The sequence below is a fragment of the Massilia aurea genome (genome assembly GCF_040790145.1).
GTDB classification, from domain to species: Bacteria; Pseudomonadota; Gammaproteobacteria; order Burkholderiales; family Burkholderiaceae_D; genus Telluria; species Telluria aurea_C.
In genome coordinates, this window is record NZ_JBFMMP010000001.1 from 643,068 (window position 1) to 661,515 (window position 18,448).

General features: G+C 66.6%; 12 protein-coding genes. 5 read left to right on the forward strand and 7 right to left on the reverse strand.

Annotated features, from left to right (window positions below):
• The first annotated feature begins 19 nt into the window (after window positions 1–19).
• From AB2N08_RS02745 to AB2N08_RS02755, 3 genes are read left to right on the forward strand one after another with little or no spacing between them, the layout of a single operon-like run.
• Entirely contained in the window at window positions 20–523 is a 504-nt protein-coding gene (locus tag AB2N08_RS02745; RefSeq protein WP_367609073.1) for a TadE/TadG family type IV pilus assembly protein, read from the forward strand.
• Window positions 524–572: 49 nt separating this feature from the next.
• On the forward strand, window positions 573–2,060 hold the full coding sequence (locus AB2N08_RS02750; protein WP_367609074.1) for a pilus assembly protein TadG-related protein: 1,488 nt from the start codon (window positions 573–575) through the stop codon (window positions 2,058–2,060).
• Between the two features lie 14 nt (window positions 2,061–2,074).
• Window positions 2,075–2,656 (forward strand): TadE/TadG family type IV pilus assembly protein, encoded by a 582-nt coding sequence (locus AB2N08_RS02755; RefSeq protein ID WP_367609075.1) that lies wholly within the window; start codon window positions 2,075–2,077, stop codon window positions 2,654–2,656.
• Window positions 2,657–2,659: 3 nt separating this feature from the next.
• Here AB2N08_RS02755 and AB2N08_RS02760 read toward each other — a convergent pair whose 3' ends face one another.
• Both AB2N08_RS02760 and AB2N08_RS02765 read right to left on the reverse strand, forming a co-directional pair.
• A complete protein-coding gene (locus AB2N08_RS02760) occupies window positions 2,660–4,231 on the reverse strand; it encodes a TerC family protein (protein WP_367609076.1) in 1,572 nt (523 codons plus the stop codon).
• 87 nt (window positions 4,232–4,318) lie between these two features.
• Window positions 4,319–4,684: a hypothetical protein gene (locus AB2N08_RS02765; protein ID WP_367609077.1), complete on the reverse strand. Its 366-nt coding sequence runs from the start codon at window positions 4,682–4,684 to the stop codon at window positions 4,319–4,321.
• A gap of 133 nt (window positions 4,685–4,817) precedes the next feature.
• Between AB2N08_RS02765 and AB2N08_RS02770 the strand changes: the two genes are divergently transcribed.
• Together AB2N08_RS02770 and AB2N08_RS02775 are read left to right on the forward strand one after the other, a co-directional pair.
• Window positions 4,818–9,320, forward strand: coding sequence for an AAA domain-containing protein (locus AB2N08_RS02770; RefSeq protein ID WP_367609078.1), 4,503 nt, complete (start codon window positions 4,818–4,820; stop codon window positions 9,318–9,320).
• Window positions 9,321–9,443: 123 nt separating this feature from the next.
• Window positions 9,444–10,175 (forward strand): ABC transporter substrate-binding protein, encoded by a 732-nt coding sequence (locus AB2N08_RS02775; protein ID WP_367609079.1) that lies wholly within the window; start codon window positions 9,444–9,446, stop codon window positions 10,173–10,175.
• Window positions 10,176–10,184: 9 nt separating this feature from the next.
• On the opposite strand, the gene AB2N08_RS02780 is transcribed toward AB2N08_RS02775, so the two are convergent.
• The 5 genes from AB2N08_RS02780 to lldD form a co-directional block, all read right to left on the reverse strand.
• Window positions 10,185–11,291: an esterase-like activity of phytase family protein gene (locus AB2N08_RS02780; RefSeq protein WP_367609080.1), complete on the reverse strand. Its 1,107-nt coding sequence runs from the start codon at window positions 11,289–11,291 to the stop codon at window positions 10,185–10,187.
• Window positions 11,292–11,473: 182 nt separating this feature from the next.
• Complete coding sequence (locus AB2N08_RS02785) at window positions 11,474–14,266, reverse strand: TonB-dependent receptor (protein WP_367609081.1); 2,793 nt, start codon at window positions 14,264–14,266, stop codon at window positions 11,474–11,476.
• A 414-nt stretch (window positions 14,267–14,680) separates the two neighbouring features.
• On the reverse strand, window positions 14,681–15,607 hold the full coding sequence (locus AB2N08_RS02790; protein WP_367609082.1) for a polysaccharide deacetylase family protein: 927 nt from the start codon (window positions 15,605–15,607) through the stop codon (window positions 14,681–14,683).
• A gap of 12 nt (window positions 15,608–15,619) precedes the next feature.
• On the reverse strand, window positions 15,620–16,972 hold the full coding sequence (locus tag AB2N08_RS02795; RefSeq protein ID WP_367609083.1) for a sialate O-acetylesterase: 1,353 nt from the start codon (window positions 16,970–16,972) through the stop codon (window positions 15,620–15,622).
• A 266-nt stretch (window positions 16,973–17,238) separates the two neighbouring features.
• On the reverse strand, window positions 17,239–18,375 hold the full coding sequence (gene lldD, locus AB2N08_RS02800; protein ID WP_367609084.1) for an FMN-dependent L-lactate dehydrogenase LldD: 1,137 nt from the start codon (window positions 18,373–18,375) through the stop codon (window positions 17,239–17,241).
• Window positions 18,376–18,448: the final 73 nt, after the last annotated feature.

Here is an 18,448-nt window from a genome sequence, read left to right on the forward strand (position 1 = left end):
GTGTTCTTTACTATCGGCAATGGTGATCGCGACGGGAGAGGCAGCCATGGCTCAGCACGACAAAGGATTTCGCAGGCCGGCGACAGGCAGCGTTGCGCTCGAGATGGCGCTGATCCTGCCCTTGTTCCTGCTATTGGTTTCCGTGCCGTTGTACATCGCGCGCGTGGCCTGGTATTACAGTGCGGGGCAAAAAGCGGCGCACGATGCGACCCGCTACATTGCGACCGCGACCCAGGCAGAATTGCGCACGCCCGGTGGCGGCTTCAACGAGGCGCGCGTTCCCGCGATCGCGCGCTGGATCGCCCAAGAAGAACTGGGCGAGGTCGTGGCATTCGCCGATGGTGCCGACGTCACGCTCTTATGCGATGGCGCGGGCTGCATTTCCGGTGCCCCCACGAAGATCAGCACCGCCATTCAAATCCCGCTGCAAGACCGTCTGCTCGGGCCACTCACCGAGAATTACCTGGGCACGACCAACCTGACGATCGTCAGCAAAGTGACGATGCGCTATGTCGCTGATTGAAGAGACCTCGCATCGCTCAGATGGCGATGGGCATCTTGTCGAGACCTGCATGGTGAGCCCCAGTAACGCTTCCCCTCAAGGGCTGCACCGACAGGATGAGGCGCGCCGCGGTCATCAGCGTGGTGTCATCAGCGTGATGTTTGTCATTGCCCTGGTCATCATCTGCGGCTTTCTCGCCCTGGCGGTCGACCTGTCCCTGGTCATTCACCGCAAGACGGAACTCCAGAACATCGCCGACACCATCGCCTTGTCAGCCGCGCATGATCTTGACGGCACCGCGACCGGCATCACGAAGGCGCTGGCCACTGCCTCGAGCCGTTTTCCTGTACATAACGACAGGTTCACGTACAGCTATGGCAAAAAGACAATGGCCTGGTCGGATACGGCCATGCAGTTCGCCAGCAGCCCGTCCGGCCCGTGGCGCTCCGCCGGCGAGGCGGCGACCAGCGTTGACGACCTGCTGTACGTGCAATTCGATACGGCCGGGCTCGACAGCGACTACGGCAGCGTCGCCACCCTGTTCCTGCGGACCTTCACCGACACCGCCGATACCTTTACCAGCGCCCGCGCCATCGCCGGTCGTTCCGGCTTGCGGGTCACGCCACTGGGCATCTGCGCAATGGGCGACGAATCCCATCGCAACCACAACGGTGAGCTGGAGGAGTTCGGCTTTCGCCGGGGCGTGGGGTACAACTTGCTGGACCTGAACCGGCCCGGCGCCGCCACCGGCCAGACCTACATCGTCAATCCCGTTGCGCAGGCCACGGCCATTACCGATGTGGCGAGCCTGGCGCCGTTCGTTTGTACCGGCACGATCGCCATGTCGCGCCTCTCGGGCGGCGCGGTCAGGGTGTCGCCGTCGTTCCCCATCGACCTGCTTTACCAGCAACTCAATTCGCGCTTCGGCACCTACGGGACGAACGCCACCGCATGCGATGCCCGTACGGCGCCGTCCGACGTCAATACCAAGGAATATACCTTCAACGGCGGCTCGGTGTGGATGGGCGCGGCGCCGGCGCAGCAGTCGGCCGCATTGCTGCAGACGCCCGAGCGCAGGTGGACCGTCGCCGGCCCCGACGCCGCGCCCGCTGGCACCCTGGCCGTGCAATTCGGCCCGCTCTGGTCGTATGCGAGGGCAGTTCCGTACGCGTCGTACACCAGCCTGGGCACGCCGGAACCGGCCGCCGGCTATCCCACCTACGACACCACGGCGTGGGGCACGCTGTACACGCCGGGTCAACCGACCACATCGGCGAGCAAGCCCTACCCGACCAGCGCCACGACACCGACCCCCTACTCGCAGACATCCGGGCCCGATTTCTTCAAGGCAGCCCCGGCGAACAACAAGAGTTTTCCCAACCGCCGCGTCCTGCATTTGCCATTGCTCGCCTGCCCGGTCAGTGGCAGTCAAGCCACCGTGCGTGGCATCGGCAAATTCTTCATGACCGTCCAAGCGAAGTCCAACGCCTTGTACGGCGAATTTGCAGGACTGGCGCGCGAGCAGTCGCTGGGCACCCGCATTGTCTTGTATCCCTGAGGGATGGACGTGACATGACCCGCCAAACACCACAGCGGCAACGTGGCGTCGCCGCCGTAGAATTCGCCCTGGTTGCGCTGATCTTCTTCACGCTGTTTTTCGGCATCGTGGACATCATCCGGGCGCTTTACATCTGCAATATCCTGCAGGAGGTGACGCGGCGCGCCACGGCGCTGGCCGTCAACAGCGACTTCACCAATGCGGCCGCGATGGCACGCGTGCGCATGCAGGCGGTGTTTCGCGACACGCCCGGCACGCTGGTCTTCGCCGATCCGGTCTCCGACGCCCATGTCAAGATCGACTACCTGCATATTCCGGCGGCGGCGAACCCGGTACCGATCGGCGAACTGCCGGCGAGTCCGCAAAAGAACCGCATCAACTGCACGTCCAATCCGAACGCAGCAAACTGCATCCAGCTGGTCAGGGTGCGCATCTGCCTGCCCGGCGGCGCGAACGCTGCCTGCGAGCCGGTGCCGTACCAGACACTGGCCTCGTTCATCCCGTTCACATTCAGTTTGCCCACGGCCACCACCATCGCCAGGATTGAAACCCTGGGGATGCCGCCCGGCGTGCCAGGCGCGGCGGGCAGCCCTTAAGGCTTACGGCGCCGCAGTCGATGGCGTGTCATCCACACGTGAAATCGCCACCTTCGCGATACGGCGATCCTGCACCGCCAGCACTTCATAACGCCAGCCATCGAGTTCGATGGCCTGGCCCGGTTCGGGCATCGACGCGAAACGCGCGAGCAACAAGCCGGCCAGCGACGTGTAATCCTCGTCCCCCACCAGCGCGTCGGTCTCGAGCACCTGCTGCAGCTGGTGCAGGTCGGCTGCGCCATCGGCTTCCCAGGTGCCAGGCCCCTGCGGTCGGATCGCCAGTAGCTCGTCCTCGTCAGGGAATTCGCCGGCGATCGCCTCCAGGATGTCCACCGGCGTGAGCAAGCCCTGCACGATGCCGAATTCGTCGGTCACCAGCACCAGTTGGCCATGCGCGCGCTTGAGCGTGTCCATGGCTTTCAGCACACCGGCGGTATCGGGCAGCAGGATCGGGGCGCGCACCACGCCGCCATCGCTCGATTCGTCGACTCGCCCCTGCAACATCAATTCGCTGACCAGGTCCTTGGTGCGGGCGATCCCCGCCAGGTTGTCGAGCTGACCGCGAGCGACTGGCATGCGGCTGTGCGGCGAGGCCTGCAACTGGCGCAGGATGGTCTCGGCATCGTCGTCGAGATTGACCCAGGTGAGTTCCGAGCGCGGCGTCATGACCGAGCGGATCGAGCGGTCGGCCAGCGCCAGCACGCCGCTGACCATATTGCGTTCTTCCACGCCGAACGCTTCCGGCTCCGCGACCGGCTCATCCTGTGTCTCGACGGCAGCTTCGTCGTGTGCCCGCTTCTTGCCGCCCATCAGGCGCAGCACCGAATCGGCGGTGCGGTCGCGCAGCGGCACGCGCGCTTCCTGCTTGAGGAAGTTACGGCGCGCGAACTGGTTCAGCGCTTCGATCAGGATCGAGAAACCGATGGCGGCGTACAGATAACCCTTCGGAATATGAAAGCCGAGGCCTTCGGCAATCAGCGACAGGCCGATCATCAGCAAGAAGCTCAGGCACAGCACGACGACGGTCGGATGCGCGTTGACGAAGCGCGTCAGGGGTTTCGAGGCCAGGATCATGACGCCGATCGAAATGATCACGGCCGCCATCATCACGTACAGGTTGTCGACCATGCCGACGGCGGTGATGACCGCATCGAGCGAGAACACGGCGTCGAGCACGACGATCTGTGCGACCACGGCGCCGAAGCTGGCATAGACCCGCGACTGGGTCTGCAGATGCGTGACGCCTTCCATGCGCTCATGCAGTTCGACGGTGGCCTTGAACAGGAGGAAGACGCCGCCGAGCAGCAGGATCAGGTCGCGCCCCGAGAACGAAAACGCGCCAAGTGAAAACAGCGGCGTGGTGAGCGTGACGAGCCACGAGACGATGGTGAGTAATCCCAGGCGCATCAGCATGGCCAGCGACAGGCCGATCAGGCGCGCCTTGTCGCGCTGGTGCGGCGGGAGTTTGTCCGCCAGGATGGCGATGAAAATCAGGTTGTCGATGCCCAGGACGATTTCCAGGACAACGAGCGTGAGCAGACCGGCCCAGATAGTGGGGTCGAAGAGCCATTCCATGGTGTTACCTCGTTCAATGTGATGTGTGTGAGCGTGCGGCCGCGCGTGGCGTGGCCAGGGATGCCGATCGAACGGCGCAAGCAGGCGTCACACCACCCGGGGCGGCTTTAACAGGGGATGCCAGGAATGGCTGGGGCGAGACAGTGAGGGGGGCGCGAGAACGCCGCTGCGGCTATCGCCAAGGCGCAGCGCCAGGTCTTCGTTGACGGAATCGTGCACGTCGGCGCCGGCCGGCGGTTCATCGGGATCGATGTCGCAGCTGGCCTGGCAGTTGTAGTTATCGGGGAGGTACGAGTCGGCGAACACCGGCGCGGGCGCCACCTGGACCAGCGGCTCAGTTGCCAGCGCGCGCTGCGAGGCGTCGGCCGGCAGCATCGCCGATGCGGCCATGGCCAGAGCAAACATGTTCAGGGGGAGAAGCAGGATCAGGCAGATGACGAATACTCGTCTCATATACAGTACAGAAGTCCACGACGCCGTGATTCTAACATGGCGCTTGCACGCCGTTCGTGCGCGCCGCACGCATGGCAGAGGCTCTTGTACAATGACCGCCACATTACACACCGGCCCCGCCGGGAAGCACCCGATGCACACATCTGCCCAGCGCATGAGCGCACTGCTCGACTACCTCGTCGAACAAGCCAAGGACATCGACCCTGCCGCGTTCACGCTCGCGAAAGTCAGCGAGTTCAAGAAAACCTTTGCCGACCTGTCGACGCTGCCCTGGATCGAGTTCAATGTCGAGACCGAGCAGGATGATTTGTGGCTGCGCGTGCACCGGCTCGAGGCGACCGCCCCGCCCCTGTTGCCCGATCCGGCGCTGGCGCCGTACCTGCTCATTGGCGCCGACCCGTCAGGCAACGTGCCGGCGATCAGCGAAGCCGCACTGGCCGGCGCGCCCGAACCGGCTGCCGCCAGGGCCAGTGCTGCCCAGGCACTGGAAACCTATTTGCCTGCATGGCACCAATGGGCCGCGCGCGAACGCCCGCGGCGCCAGGTGATCACGCTGTACGCCGACCTGTTTGCCTTGAAGGCCCGGCTGGAATCGGAAGAAGCGGCGCGCCCGCTCGAACTGGTGTGGGGGATGGGCCTGTCGTCGTGGCAGATCGGGGCCCCTGCCCCGGTCGACTTTCACTACCCGCTCATCACCCAGGCACTCGAGATTGACATCGACCCGACCTCGCACGCCATCGGCCTGCGGCCACGCCAGCTCGATGCGCGCCTGGAACTGGACGCCTTTGCCGCCAGCGGCGTGCCGGGCATCGGCGACGTCGAACGCGCCGCGCGCGGCCTCCTGCAAGCGCGCGGCGACACGGCCATCTCGCCATTCGCACCCGAGACGATCGAACCGATCCTGAAACTGGTCGCCGGCCAGGTCAGCGCCGACGCGCGCTACGACATGAGCGCCACGCAGGCCCCGCCGCCGGGCGAGCGCCTCGTCGTCACGCACGGCTGGGTGATCTTCGCCCGCCCGCGCGCGACGCACTTCCTGATCGACGACATCGCCCGCCTGAAAGAGCGTGTGAACCGCGGCGAAGATCTGCCGGCCGGGCCGCTGAGCCTCGTCACGGCGCCGGACAGCGCGGTGCCCGAGCACGAGCCGATCGCGTTTCGCGGCTTGTCGGGCAGCGCCAAGAACGGCGGCGAGCCGCGTGAACTGTACTTCCCGCTGCCCTACAACCGCGAGCAGGAAACCATCGTCCAGCAACTTGCGCACTCGCCCGGCGTCACGGTCCAGGGGCCGCCCGGCACCGGCAAGACGCACACGATCGCCAACATCATCAGCCACTACCTGGCCTCGGGCAAGCGCATCCTGGTCACGTCGAAAGGCGAGCCGGCGCTGAAGGTCCTGCAAGAGAAGATTCCCGCATCGATCCGCCCGCTCACCGTCGCGCTGCTGTCGGGCGACAAGGAAGGCATGCGCCAGTTCCAGGCGTCGATCGAGGCGATCATCCACACGCTGTCGCACCTGAACCCGCAAATCGAAACCGAGGCGATCGCCACCTGCCGCGTGGCGCTCGACCGCGCGCATGCAGAGACGGCCGCGATCGACACCCGCATCGACGAGATCGCGCATGCCCAGCTTGCGCCCGTTGCCGTCGACGGCGTGGAGATGCGCGCGCAGAAGATGGCCGAACTGGTCATCGATGGCCAGGTGCGCTTTGGCTGGTTCGACGACGTGCTGTCGCTCGCGCCGCAGCATGCGCCGCCGTTCGGCGACGAACAAGGCGCGCTGCTGCGTGAAGCGCGACGCCGCCTCGGCGCCGATCTGGTCTACTGCAATGCCCGACTGCCGGCGTCCGGCGCCCTGCCGCCGGCGCCGGACGTCAAAGCGCTGCATGCCACCCTGCTGGCGATGCATGCCATCGCGCGCGACGAAGCCAGTGGCGCGCTGCCGCCACTACTGGCGACGACGCCCGAGGTGTTCGGCGCCGCACGCGCGTTGCAGGCGGCGCTGGCGCCTGCGCTTGCCCTGGCACGCGAAGTTGAAGCAACGGGTGTCGAGTGGGCGCACGCGCTGCGCCTGAAATGCCGGCAGTCGCAGTTCGTCACCGAGCGCGGCGCGTTCGAGGCGCTGCTGCCCGAGATGGATGCGTTGCTGCGCGCGCGCGCCGAATTCATGCAGCGCCCCGTGACCGCGCCGACGACAGCGCTCGAGCATCCGAAAGCCATCGAAGCGATCGCGCGCGCCGTCGACACGGGCAAGCCATTTGGTCTGCTGTCATTCGCCGGCGCTGACGTCAAGCAGCACATCGCCGCGATCCGCGTGGCTGGCCTGGCGCCCGCATCCACCGATGACTGGGCCCACGTGCAGCGTTACGCTGCGCTGCAGACCCGCCTGCACTCGTTCGCCGTGCGCTGGAATGCATTCGCGCCAGACCTGTCGCTGCCGATCCTGGTGGCCGACGTGGCGCAACTGCGCGCCATCGAACAGGTCCTGCTCACCGCGCGCGCCGCGCATGCGCAGGCCACGACGCACGACGTACAGCTGCCCATGCTGGCGTTCACGGTGTTCAGCCACCCGCCGACGAATGAGTTACTGGGCCGCGCGGCCGACCTGCTGCGCGTGCGCGACTACCTGAGCCGGCACCTGGCGCGGGCCGAGCTCGAACAGGCCAGGACGGCCGTCGCCGCGCTGCAATCCGTGCTTGCCGGGACCGACGGCCCCGTCGCCGTGCGCCTGCGCCACCTGGCACGGCATGCGCTGGGCGAGCCGACCCTGTCGCCAGACGCCTTGGGCGCCGACTATGAAGTGCTGCTGGCCGAATTGCGCCGCATCGAAGCGCTGGCCCCGGACCTGGCCACCGTGCGGGATCTGGCGAATCAGGTCGCGCAGCATGGCGCGGCCCTGCTGGCAACGCGCCTCATGACCATCGCGGTCGACGCGAGCGGCGACGATGCCGTGTTCCCGCTCCGCTGGCGCGACGCCTGGACCTGGGCGCGCCTGAAAACCTATCTCGACAACATCGATGCCCGCGACGAGATGCTGGGCCTTGCCGCCCGTCGGCGCGAACTGGAACGGGGTCTGGCGAAGTTGTACGAGCAACTGGTGTCCAGATCGTCGTGGCTGGCCACGCGCCGCCTGGCCGGGCAGAATGTCCTCAGTGCGCTGGAAACCTACCGCACCTCGATGCGCAAGCTGGGCAAGGGCACCGGCGTGAACGCGGGCCGCTACCGCCGCGACGCGCAGGAAGCCATGGTCAATGCGCAGGCGGCCGTGCCGTGCTGGATCATGAGCCATGCGCGGGTCTCCGAAACGCTGCCGGCCACGCTGGGCGCGTTCGACCTCGTCATCGTCGACGAGGCCAGCCAGTCCGACCTGTGGGCACTGCCGGCGGTATTGCGCGGCAAGCAGATCCTGGTGGTCGGCGACGAGCGACAGGTCTCGCCCGAAGCCGGCTTTGTCTCGGCCGCCAAGATCACCGACCTGCGCCGGCGCTTCCTGGCTGGCCAGCCGTTCGAGGCGGTGCTCACCGCCGACATGTCGCTGTACGACATCGCCTCGACCGTGTTCGCCTCGTCGAAGGTCATGCTGCGCGAGCACTTCCGCAGTGTCGCGCCGATCATCGCCTACAGCAACCGCGTGTTCTACCAGGGTTTCATCCAGCCGCTGCGCATCCCGAAGGCCTCCGAGCGGCTCGATCCGCCGCTGGTCGATGTCTTCGTCGCCAACGGCTATCGCGAGAACAAGGGCATCAACCGGCCGGAAGCCGATTTCATCGTCGCCGAGATCGACGCCATCCTGCGCAATCCGGCCATGGCCGGGCGCACGCTGGGCGTGGTCTCGCTGCTCGGGCCCGAGCAGGCGCAACTGATCGACAAGATGGTGCGTTCGCGCTGCGACATGGCCGAACTGGTACGCCGCAATTTCGCCTGCGGCGACGCGCGCGTATTCCAGGGCAGCGAGCGCGATATCATCTTCCTCTCGATGGTCGCCGACCGACAGAACCACCATGCACTGTCCGGCGTGCAGTTCGACCAGCGCTTCAACGTGGCTGCCTCGCGTGCACGCGACCGCATGGTCCTCGTGCGTTCGGTGAAGCTGGAAGACCTGTCAACGCTCGACCTGCGCCGCACGCTGGTCGAGCACTTTGCCAAGCCGCTGGAGTCCAGTGAAGACCAGAGCAGCCTGATCGAACTGTGCGAATCGGGTTTTGAACGCGACGTGTATACCGAACTGTTCGAGCGCGGGTACCGCGTCATTCCGCAGGTGCCGGCAGCGGGCTACCGCATCGACATGGTGATCGAGGGCGCGCATGACCGGCGCCTGGCCATCGAACTCGATGGCGACGACTTCCATGGCCCGGACCGCTGGCAGGCCGACATGGGCCGCCAGCGCGTGCTCGAACGCGCCGGCTGGACCTTCTGGCGCTGCTTCGCCTCGACCTGGTCGCTGCAGCGCGCAACGATCCTGGCCGAGCTGCTGGCGCGCCTGGCCGCGATGGGCATCGAGCCGCTCGGCGCCCTGGCGCGCACGCCGTCACTCGTCGAATATCGCGAGTGGGGTCGCGAAGCCGATGCCGATGGCGGTGCTGGCCGCGATCGAACGCCGCCAGTGCTCGAGGATGCGAGCACTGCGACGCCCTGATGGACTGACCTCGGAAACAGTGACTGGTATGCGCCGAGTGCACAAGCATCAGCGGACCGGCTGCGGTGTCGTTCGCCGTCAAGCGGTCCTTGACATTACTATCACCCTGAATCGCGAGCCACCATGAACCTCACCTCATCCATCCGTTCCGCCTTCACGCCGCAAGGCGCGCTGCGCGCCTCGATCAATCTGGGCAATCCGATCCTCGCTTGCCGCGATGCCGACGGCGCCGCGCGCGGCGTGTCGGTCGACCTTGCGACACGCTTTGCCGCGTTGCTGGGCGTTGAACTCGAGCTGGTCGTGGTCGATGCGGCCGGCAAGTCGGTGGACGTGGTGGTGAGTGAGCAGGCAGACATCGGCTTCTTTGCGATCGATCCGCTGCGCGGGGAGCACATCGCGTTCACGGCGGCGTATGTGCTGATCGAAGGCTGCTATCTGGTGCGCGACGATTCGTCCCTGCGCGCGAACGAGGAGGTCGACGCCGCGGCGCATCGGGTGGTGGTGGGCAAAGGCAGCGCCTACGATCTGTACCTGACGCGCACGTTGCAGCAGGCCCGGATCGTGCGCTCGCCGACGTCGCCGACCGTGGTCGATACCTTCATCGAACAGGGCGCCGACGTGGCTGCCGGCGTGCGCCAGCAGCTGGAAGCGGACGCGCATCGCATCGGCGGCCTGCGGCTGCTGGGGGAGCGCTTCATGGTCATCGGGCAGGCGATGGGCACCCCGAAAAGCCGGGGCGAAGATGCTGCGGCATTTCTTGCGCAGTTTATCGAAGAGATGAAGGCAAGCGGGTTCGTGGATGAAGCACTCGCGCGCCATGGCATCGAGGGCGCGTCCGTTGCGCCTGCGGCTTGACGCCGGCGTCTACTGCCAGCTCGCGTCCGGTCCCGCATCGAACACAAGAACGCGCGTCGGCCCGTCCCTGAAATTATTGTCCGAGACGATCACCAGGGAACGGTGGCCGTTTGCCAGCTTCGGGCCCCAAACCATCGCCTCGTAGTTATCGGACCACCCCGGCGGCAACTGGGCGCTGGCCAGCAACTGACGTTTGACGACTGGCCGCACGCCCGCCGCAATGGGCGCGTTCGCATCGATCACCGTCGCGTCACGCAGGTCGACGTCGTACAGGCGCACGTCGAATTCGAAGGCGTGTTCCATCTGACGGCCGGCACGCTCGATCACCAACAGGCGCCGCGGACCGATGGCCAGGATTTCGGAAATACCGTTGTCGCTGTAGCCGCTCGGGCGACCAGGCGGCAGCACTGGGTTGAGCGGATAGGCGTACTGCGCCAGCACTGCGCCCTGGCGATCCAGCAGGCTGATACGCGTGAGCGCTCCCTTGCCGGATCCAGCCGGCGGCGCGTCCTGGAGCAGCGCGCCCTCCATCGCCATCCACAGGTGCTTGCCGTCGACGCTGAAACTCATGCCTTCCGGCCCGGCGTTGGTGCGTCCGCCCGCCAGGGAGTCCGGCTGGATCTGCAGCCCCGCCGGAAATGGCAGCTCGCCGAGAAGCGCGCCGTCCATGCCGGCGCGCCGGATCAGCATCGGCGAGCGCGCGGCGCGATCGCCTTCGCCGGCATACCAGAGACTGCGCTCCAGAGGATCGATGCGCAGCGTTTCCAGATCGGCCACCTGGCCCGGCTCCCCGCGCCGCGCATACGGCGCACCGCCAGCCTGCGTCACGGGCTGCATGCCGGTGATGGCGATCGCGCCGACGCTGCGCACATCGTAGGCGATGCGCGCGCGATAGAAACGCGCCGGGCCGTGGATGCCCCGATCGTCGCTGATCAGGAGCCACTCGTCCCTGGCCGCGTCGTAATCCATCCCGGACAGGCCGCCGACGCGCGTATCGTCGACGCGCAGGTCGCTCGCCAGTTGACCAGTACCGATCAGGCGCAAGGTCGGAGAGGCGCTGCACGCAGTCAGCATGAGGATGGCGGCAAGGGTCGATATGCAGCGGGTCAGGTACATGGAAGTCTCGTGATCGGGCCGGCTCCCATGGCCGGCAAACCGCTATTGTCCACGATCGGCATGGCAGGAGCATGAAAAAAAGTGCGGCGCCCGCACTGGACGGGTGTCACGCCGGTGACACACGGCCACGCCAGGCTGGGATATGTCCACCCTGATCGAACTCGCCCGATGGCAATCGTGCGCTACATCTTGAACCGCAGGCTCAGGCCATACGTCGTCGGGTTGTAGCGGATGTCGCGCGGCTGGTACTGGCCCAGCGAGCTCTCGTACTTCGCGCGCGTCAGGTTGATGGCGTCGAACTGCAGCGACACGTGGTCGTTGATCTCGTAGCCAATGCTCAGGTCGACGAAGGTCGCGGCCTTGACGATGCGGTCCTGGCCGAACGGCGCTTCGGCGATCTGCTCGACGTAGTCACCCCGGCGCGTGGCGGCCAGGCGGCCGGTAAAGCCGCTGCCTTCGTACAGCAGCGCGAAGTTATAGCTCTGGCGCGACACGCCGGTGAGCGCGGTGGTGGTGAACTGGTCGCTGTCGAACGCGGTGCGCGACTGGGTGTCGCCGTCGATATAGGTGGCGTTGAACTGCGCACCGAGCCCGCTCCAGGCGCCGGGCAGGAAGTCGGCGAACTTCTGGATACCGAATTCGGCGCCGCGCAGGCGGCCCTTGCCCGAATTTTGCGGGCGCGTGACGCGGTAGATCTCGCCGCCGATCACCTCATCCTGCGTGAAGCTTTGCTGGTAGCCGTCGATATCGCGGTGGAACAGCGCGATCTGCGCGTAGCCGTTCTTCTTGAAGTAGTACTCCAGCGTGGCGTCGAGATTGGTCGACTTGGTCGGCTCGAGCAGCGGGTTGCCGGCGCCGCCGCTGCCCGGCACGTTCACCGTCGGCGGGATCAGGGACAATGACGGATTGAGCGCATTGAACTCGGGCCGGGTGATCGTCTTGCCCACCGAGAGGTGCGACTGCAGGTTGTCGCGCCAGCCGATCGTGGCCGTGGCGCTTGGCAGCACATTGGTCTCCGACGTCGACTGGTCGATGTCGGTGACCGCATCGCCGATGCGGCTCTGGCCGCGCAGGTCGCGGTTCACGCGCACCACGCGCACGCCGGCTTCGCTCTTGATGCCCACGCCGGCGATCTCGTGATCCCAGCGGCCGGCCGCATACAGCGTGACGTTCTGTTCTTTCTGGTCGAACGCGCGCGCCGGATCTTCGGCGATGCGGCCGCTGGCCAGGCCGTAGCCATTGCGCACGGCATCGGCCTGGTCGATCAGGAAGTCGCCCGACGGACCGCTCCAGGCGCCGCCCAGGCGATCCAGCCCCGGCACCAGTTGCTGGAACGACGGACCAAAGGCGCCGATCGGCGTTGGCCGCGTGCCAGTAAAATCGGCGTGGCCTTCGGCGCCGTGGTAGCTCGCCTTGCGCGACGACAGGCGCACGCCGCCCAGCAACGCCTTGAAGGCGCCGTCGCCGGGCATCCGGTACACGGCGTCGGTGCGCCACTGCAGCTGCGAGCCGGTCTGCTCGTTCCAGTTCTGCACCATCCCGCGCAGCACATAGGCGTTCGGGTCTTGCAGCACATTGGCGTTGCCGCCCTTGCTGATCGCATTGAAACCGCCATGACCGTCAGCGCCGAACGCGTACACATTGGCGCTGACGCCGGGGGCCTGCTGGTCGACGATCAGGGTGTCGTTGACGAACTTCGAGCGCGTGTAACCCACCTGCGACTCGACACTCAATGGGCCATCGAGGTACTTCAGGCCCAGGTTCAGGTAATGCGTGGCGGTGCGTTCGTTCTGGCCCCAGGTGCTGGTGGCGGTGTACGGATCCCAGTCGTTGGCGCCGCCGAATTGCGCGGCCGGCGCGGTCGCTGTCAGGATCGGGCAGATGGCGCCCAGCGACGTGGCGCAGCCATTGGCCTGCTGGCCGAGCGTGACGCCGGTCAGGCGCGGCGCCGCGCCGACGTTGGAGAAAGCGTAGTTGACCGACGTGCGGCCCTGGTAGCCCATGCCCAGGTATTGGGCGGTGGCCGTGGTGCGCGGGTTGATCTTCCATTGGAACGCGCCGTGCACGCTCTGGCGCTCGCGCGCGCCCTGGTTGTAGATGCCGCCGATATGCGGCAACTGGCCCAGCACTTCATCCGGCCCCAGCGGCGCGAATGGCGCCGACTCGCCCAGGCGCGTCGCGGTGCCGTCCGGGCGCACCGAGAACACGTTCGACGGCCGGTCGTTGTACTGCACCGGATAGGCCCAGTTGTCGCGGTTGACGGCGACGTCGAACAGCGCGCCCATTTCGCCGAAGTCGGTGTCCCAGCGGTTGCTGACCAGGAACCCGCCGCCCGGGCTGTGCTTGTCGCCTGTGTTGCTGCTGCCGCTCGTCTGGTTGACGCGGTCTTCGACGTAGCCGGTTGCGACGGCGCCCTTGGCGTCGAACGGCGCGCGCAGGCGAATGTTCACGGCGCCGGCGATGCCGCCCTCGAACTGGTTGGCGGTGGCCGATTTATAGACTTCCATGCCGCCGATCGACTGCACCGGCAAATCCTGGTAGGCCAGGCGGCGCCCGGCGGCGGTGAAGATCTCGTTGCCGTCGAGCGTCGTGGCGACGTCGGGCAAGCCGCGAATGGTCACGTTGCTGGTCTCGCCGCGGTCGCGGCCGACCTGCACGCCCGCCACGCGCTGCAGCGCGTCGCCCGCATGGCGGTCGGGGAACTTGCCGATGTCGTCGGCGTTGATGGCGTCGACCACCTGGGCCGCGTCGCGCTTGATGTCTTCGGCGGTGCGCAGGCTCTGGCGCAGGCCGGTGACCTTGATGACGGTGGGGGCTGCGGGTGCGACCGCTGGCGCAGGCGCTGCTGCCGCGGGCACCGCCTGCTCCGGCGCTGCAACCGGCGTGTCGATGACTGCCTGCGCGAACGCTGGCGCTGCAGACGCGGTCATCAGCATGATGGCGGCGTAGATCGGCGTGACTTTCAAACGGGTCATTCATTCTCCAAATTCTGCGTGAATCGGCCTGGCCGCGACTGGGCGCGAGCGAAATGTGTCTGATTAACGTTTCTTAATGCAATCCAGTTGACATAAATACACGAAGTTATTCGCGAACCGGCGTGCGTATTGACGCAACAGTCACTCAGGAATGCGACGCATGGTCAGAAAAACGAAAGGATGAGCAGAGCAGAAGGGGTAGCCGAAGCGGGCGCCGTAGTGCGTTGGCGCGGGCGGCAGTCGTGCCGGCCCCAGGCGAGCCGGGGAATCGTGTGCCGCCCTTTGCCGGACACGATCGTCCCGTTCGCCAACCTTGCCGTCGTCTCAGGGGGAAGCACCACGTCGGCTTTGCGCCCCAGCCACGCGACCTCGATCAGGCCGCGGCGCCAGCGCCCGGTGGTGTTCTTGCCGGGTTCAGCGACACAGACGCCCGATGTCGAGGGCCGGCGCGCCATCGCCGTCGCCGTCGACGCCCGCGAGCCGGATGCCCTTTTTGCGGGCGGTCCGGGTAACGACGCTGCCGCTGCCGGCTTCCCGGTAGGCCGGATCGGCCTGGGCATCGGCCAGGGCCACGTAACGCGCGCCGGCGGCGTCGAGCCGGTCCAGCACGTCCGGCAAGGTCACTGCGCTCCACCCGCCCAGATGCGTCAGCAGCACTTGCGGAATGACCCGCCCGTAGACCTGCCGCGATGCGGCCTTCATGCCGGCGATGCCGCGCTCCACGGCCTTCAGATAGTGCGCCTTCATGGCAGCGACGGATTCACTGTCGCCCTTTGCGACGCAGCGCGCGTAGGCATCCGTATAGACCCAGTCGCTGAAGGCCACGCTGACGTCGGCCACGCGGTAACCGCGCGCCGCCAGGAACGCCAGCGCCCCTTCGCTGCGCTCCCGGTCCGCGCCGGCGGCCAGGTTGGGAAACCGCAGGTAGCGCCAGTCGGCCCCCTGCATGCGCGCGGCGACGTCCGGTTCACCGGCGATCACGTCGGCGGTCCAGGCATCCAGGCTTGCGGCCTTGTTCAGGTTCAGGTGGCTGAAGGTGTGGTTGGCGAGCGGGTAGCCGGCGGCGCGCCATGCGTCCAGGACGGCGGCATTGCCCGGGTCGTCGGCGAGCCTGCCTGCGTTGACGAACCCGTAGGCTTCGGGAACCCCGTGCGCCTTGAGCGTTGCGAGATGCGCTTGCACGATGCCGAGCCGCGTCATCCCCGGCGGCAACTTGCCGTGCGACGGCATGTCGTCGACCGTGATGGCGATATCGAAGCGCTCGGCAGCCGGCGCAGGGAAGGCCGTCGCCGCTGGCAGTATCAACGCCAACGCCAGCGATAGTGTACGAATATTGTTCACGTGCGTCCTTGCTCACTGCCCGCTGCTGCGGATGGCCGGGATCGGATGGTCGGACCGGAACGGCAGCGCCGGCAGGCCTGCCTTGTTGACCAGATTCGGCTGCGCCGACTCATCCCAGGCGAAGCGTACGGTCACCGGCTGCGCGACGTTCGCACTGGCGACAACCACGCGGCCGCGCTCGATCATGGCGCTGGCCGGATGATAATGGCCGTCGGCGCCGGCGATCTCGAACCAGTCCAGTGGCTGGCCGTCTCGCCCGGTCAGGCCGTCCGCGAAATCAAAGGCAAGCACCGCTTTGCCGTCCCGCACCGCCATGCTGCGAAACACGGGGCCATATGCCACGATCCCGCGCTTGCCGTAGGTATCGGACAGCGCCAGGCTGGCCAGTCTCAGGCCCACCGATTTCTTGTCACGGGGATGGATGTCGCGCAGGTCGTCGACCAGGTCGGTGGTGACGACCATGCCGGTGTCGGGGATACGCAGCGCCTGCGCCTGCGCTTCCCACATTCGAGGGAGGGCATCGCGATCCTTGACCGTTGCCTTGCGCACGATATGGTAGAGATGCGGCGCCACCTGCACATAATAGAACGGGAACGCCGTTTTCCAGGCCCCGCGCCAACCGGCCACCAGGGCTTCCATCCTGGACGTGTAGCTGGCCGGGTCCTCGCCGTCGACGATGTTCGATTCGCCCTGATACCAGATGACGCCGCGCAGCCCAAAGGGCACCAGTCCCGCCACCATGCCGTTGTAGATTGCCGAAGGCGTGTATTGCCTGGTCTCGCTGCCGCCAGTGTCGCTTGCCGCGCCTGTGGCGGCGACCGGGGTCCAGGGCTCGATCCGGGTGCCGCCCCAGCTGGCATCGATCAGGCCGACGGGGCTCGCCAGCTCTGTCTTGAGCATGCGCCCGAAGTGGTAGGCCGCGGCCGAGAACTTGGTCTGCTCGATCGAGGCCGGCGTGGTGACGACCCACGTCCCCGTCACGTCCTCCTGCGGCTGGGTGAATTTTTTCTTGGCCACCTTGAATAGCCGCAGTTCCGGATGGTCCGCAGCGGCGATGTCGGCCTCGGCATCGAGGGTCGGCTTCTGTTTCGGCTTGTCGCCCAGCGGCTTTTCCATATTGGACTGGCCCGCTGCAAGCCAGACCTCGCCAACCAGAACATCGCGCACCACGACGACATTACCCTCCCCGCTGACGGTGAGAACGGCCGGCGTGCGGGACACGGCGTCGAGCGCGAGGGCGACCTGCCAGCGTCCATCGGCCCCGGCGCGCGTGGCGCGCACCTGGCTGCCAAATGTCACCGTGACAGACTCGCCAGGGGCAGCCCGGCCCCACACCGGAACACTGGCGCCGCGCTGCAGGACCATGTGATCCGAGATGATCGAAGGGAGACTGACCTCAGCAGATGCGGTCGATGACAACAGAGACAGGGGAAGAGACAGAGACAGGGAGACGATGACGGAGAGCGCTGGCTTGGACGGGAACATCGTGCTGCCTCATGAAGAATCGGGAGCAAAAATCTTAGCATTCCAGCGTCGTCTCGTGCCTGCTCTTCGCTGGCACTTTTCGCGATTCGCACCAATCAATCAGCGTCATGAGCAATGGCGCGGCGGCCACGGACATTCAGGCACCGCTATGCGCGCACCAGCAAATGGGGCCCGATTTCGTCCAGCGAACGCACGCCGGTGAGCACCATCGTGGTCCGCAAGTCCTTTTCCATGATCTGCAGCAGCCGCTCGACACCCGCCTGGCCGTGCGTGGCCAGCGCGTACACGAAGGCGCGGCCCAGCAGCACGCCATCGGCGCCCAGCGCCAGCATGCGGAAGACATCGGTCCCGGTACGCACGCCGCCATCGGCAAACACGGTCATCTTGCCCCGCACCGCGTCGGCAATTGCAGGCAGCGCCTGCGCGCTCGACGGCGCGCCATCGAGCTGGCGCCCGCCATGGTTCGACACGACGATGCCGTCGGCCCCAAACGTCAGCGCATCACGGGCATCATCCGGATCGAGGATGCCCTTGATGACCAGCCGCCCCTGCCACTCGTCGCGAATCCATTGCAGGTCGTTCCACGCGATGCCCGGATCGAAGTTCGCGCCCAGCCAGCCTATATAGTCGGCCAGGCCGGTGGCGCTGCCCAGATAAGTTGAGATATTGCCCAGGTCATGCGGACGACCATGCAGGCCGACATCCCAGGCCCAGCGTGGATGGGCGATGGCCTGCAGCACCCGCCGCAATGGGCCATGCGGCCCGCTCATGCCGCTGTGCGCATCGCGGTAGCGCGCGCCTGGCACCGGCATGTCGACGGTGAAGACCAGCGTCCTTGAACCGAGCTCCCATGCGCGCCGCATCATGTCGCGCATGAAGCCGCGGTCCTTGAGCACGTACAGCTGGAACCAGATCGGCGTGGATGCCTGCGCCGCCACCTCCGCCAGCGGACACACCGACACGGTCGACTGGATGAACGGGATGTTGCGGTGGCAGGCCGCGCGCACCGCCTGTACTTCGCCGCGCCGCGCATACATGCCGGTCAAGCCGACCGGCGCCAGCGCGATCGGCAGGGAATATTTATCGCCGAACCACGTCACGCCCAGATCGAGATCTTCACTCCCCCTGAGCACGCGCTGGCGCAGCCGCACCGCCTGCAGGTCGGCGACATTGCTGCGCAAGGTCTGCTCGGCGCCGGCGCCGCCATCGAGGTAATGAAACAGGAATGGCGGCAGCCGGCGGCGCGCGGCATCGCGAAAATCGAGGGCAGACGATATGATCATGGCAGCGACAATGGAGATCCGGTGAGCGTGACGATGCGGCAGTCTACGTCGGCGCACATGTCGCTGTCCATTG

Excerpts from the sequence above, each read along its gene's own strand:
- AB2N08_RS02745 (WP_367609073.1), top strand. The coding sequence starts at position 20 with ATGGTGATCGCGACGGGAGAGGCAGCCATGGCTCAGCACGACAAAGGA.
- AB2N08_RS02750 (WP_367609074.1), top strand. The coding sequence starts at position 573 with ATGGTGAGCCCCAGTAACGCTTCCCCTCAAGGGCTGCACCGACAGGAT.
- AB2N08_RS02755 (WP_367609075.1), top strand. The coding sequence starts at position 2,075 with ATGACCCGCCAAACACCACAGCGGCAACGTGGCGTCGCCGCCGTAGAA.
- AB2N08_RS02760 (WP_367609076.1), bottom strand. The coding sequence starts at position 4,231 with ATGGAATGGCTCTTCGACCCCACTATCTGGGCCGGTCTGCTCACGCTC.
- AB2N08_RS02765 (WP_367609077.1), bottom strand. The coding sequence starts at position 4,684 with ATGAGACGAGTATTCGTCATCTGCCTGATCCTGCTTCTCCCCCTGAAC.
- AB2N08_RS02770 (WP_367609078.1), top strand. The coding sequence starts at position 4,818 with ATGCACACATCTGCCCAGCGCATGAGCGCACTGCTCGACTACCTCGTC.
- AB2N08_RS02775 (WP_367609079.1), top strand. The coding sequence starts at position 9,444 with ATGAACCTCACCTCATCCATCCGTTCCGCCTTCACGCCGCAAGGCGCG.
- AB2N08_RS02780 (WP_367609080.1), bottom strand. The coding sequence starts at position 11,291 with ATGTACCTGACCCGCTGCATATCGACCCTTGCCGCCATCCTCATGCTG.
- AB2N08_RS02785 (WP_367609081.1), bottom strand. The coding sequence starts at position 14,266 with ATGACCCGTTTGAAAGTCACGCCGATCTACGCCGCCATCATGCTGATG.
- AB2N08_RS02795 (WP_367609083.1), bottom strand. The coding sequence starts at position 16,972 with ATGGTCCTGCAGCGCGGCGCCAGTGTTCCGGTGTGGGGCCGGGCTGCC.
- lldD (WP_367609084.1), bottom strand. The coding sequence starts at position 18,375 with ATGATCATATCGTCTGCCCTCGATTTTCGCGATGCCGCGCGCCGCCGG.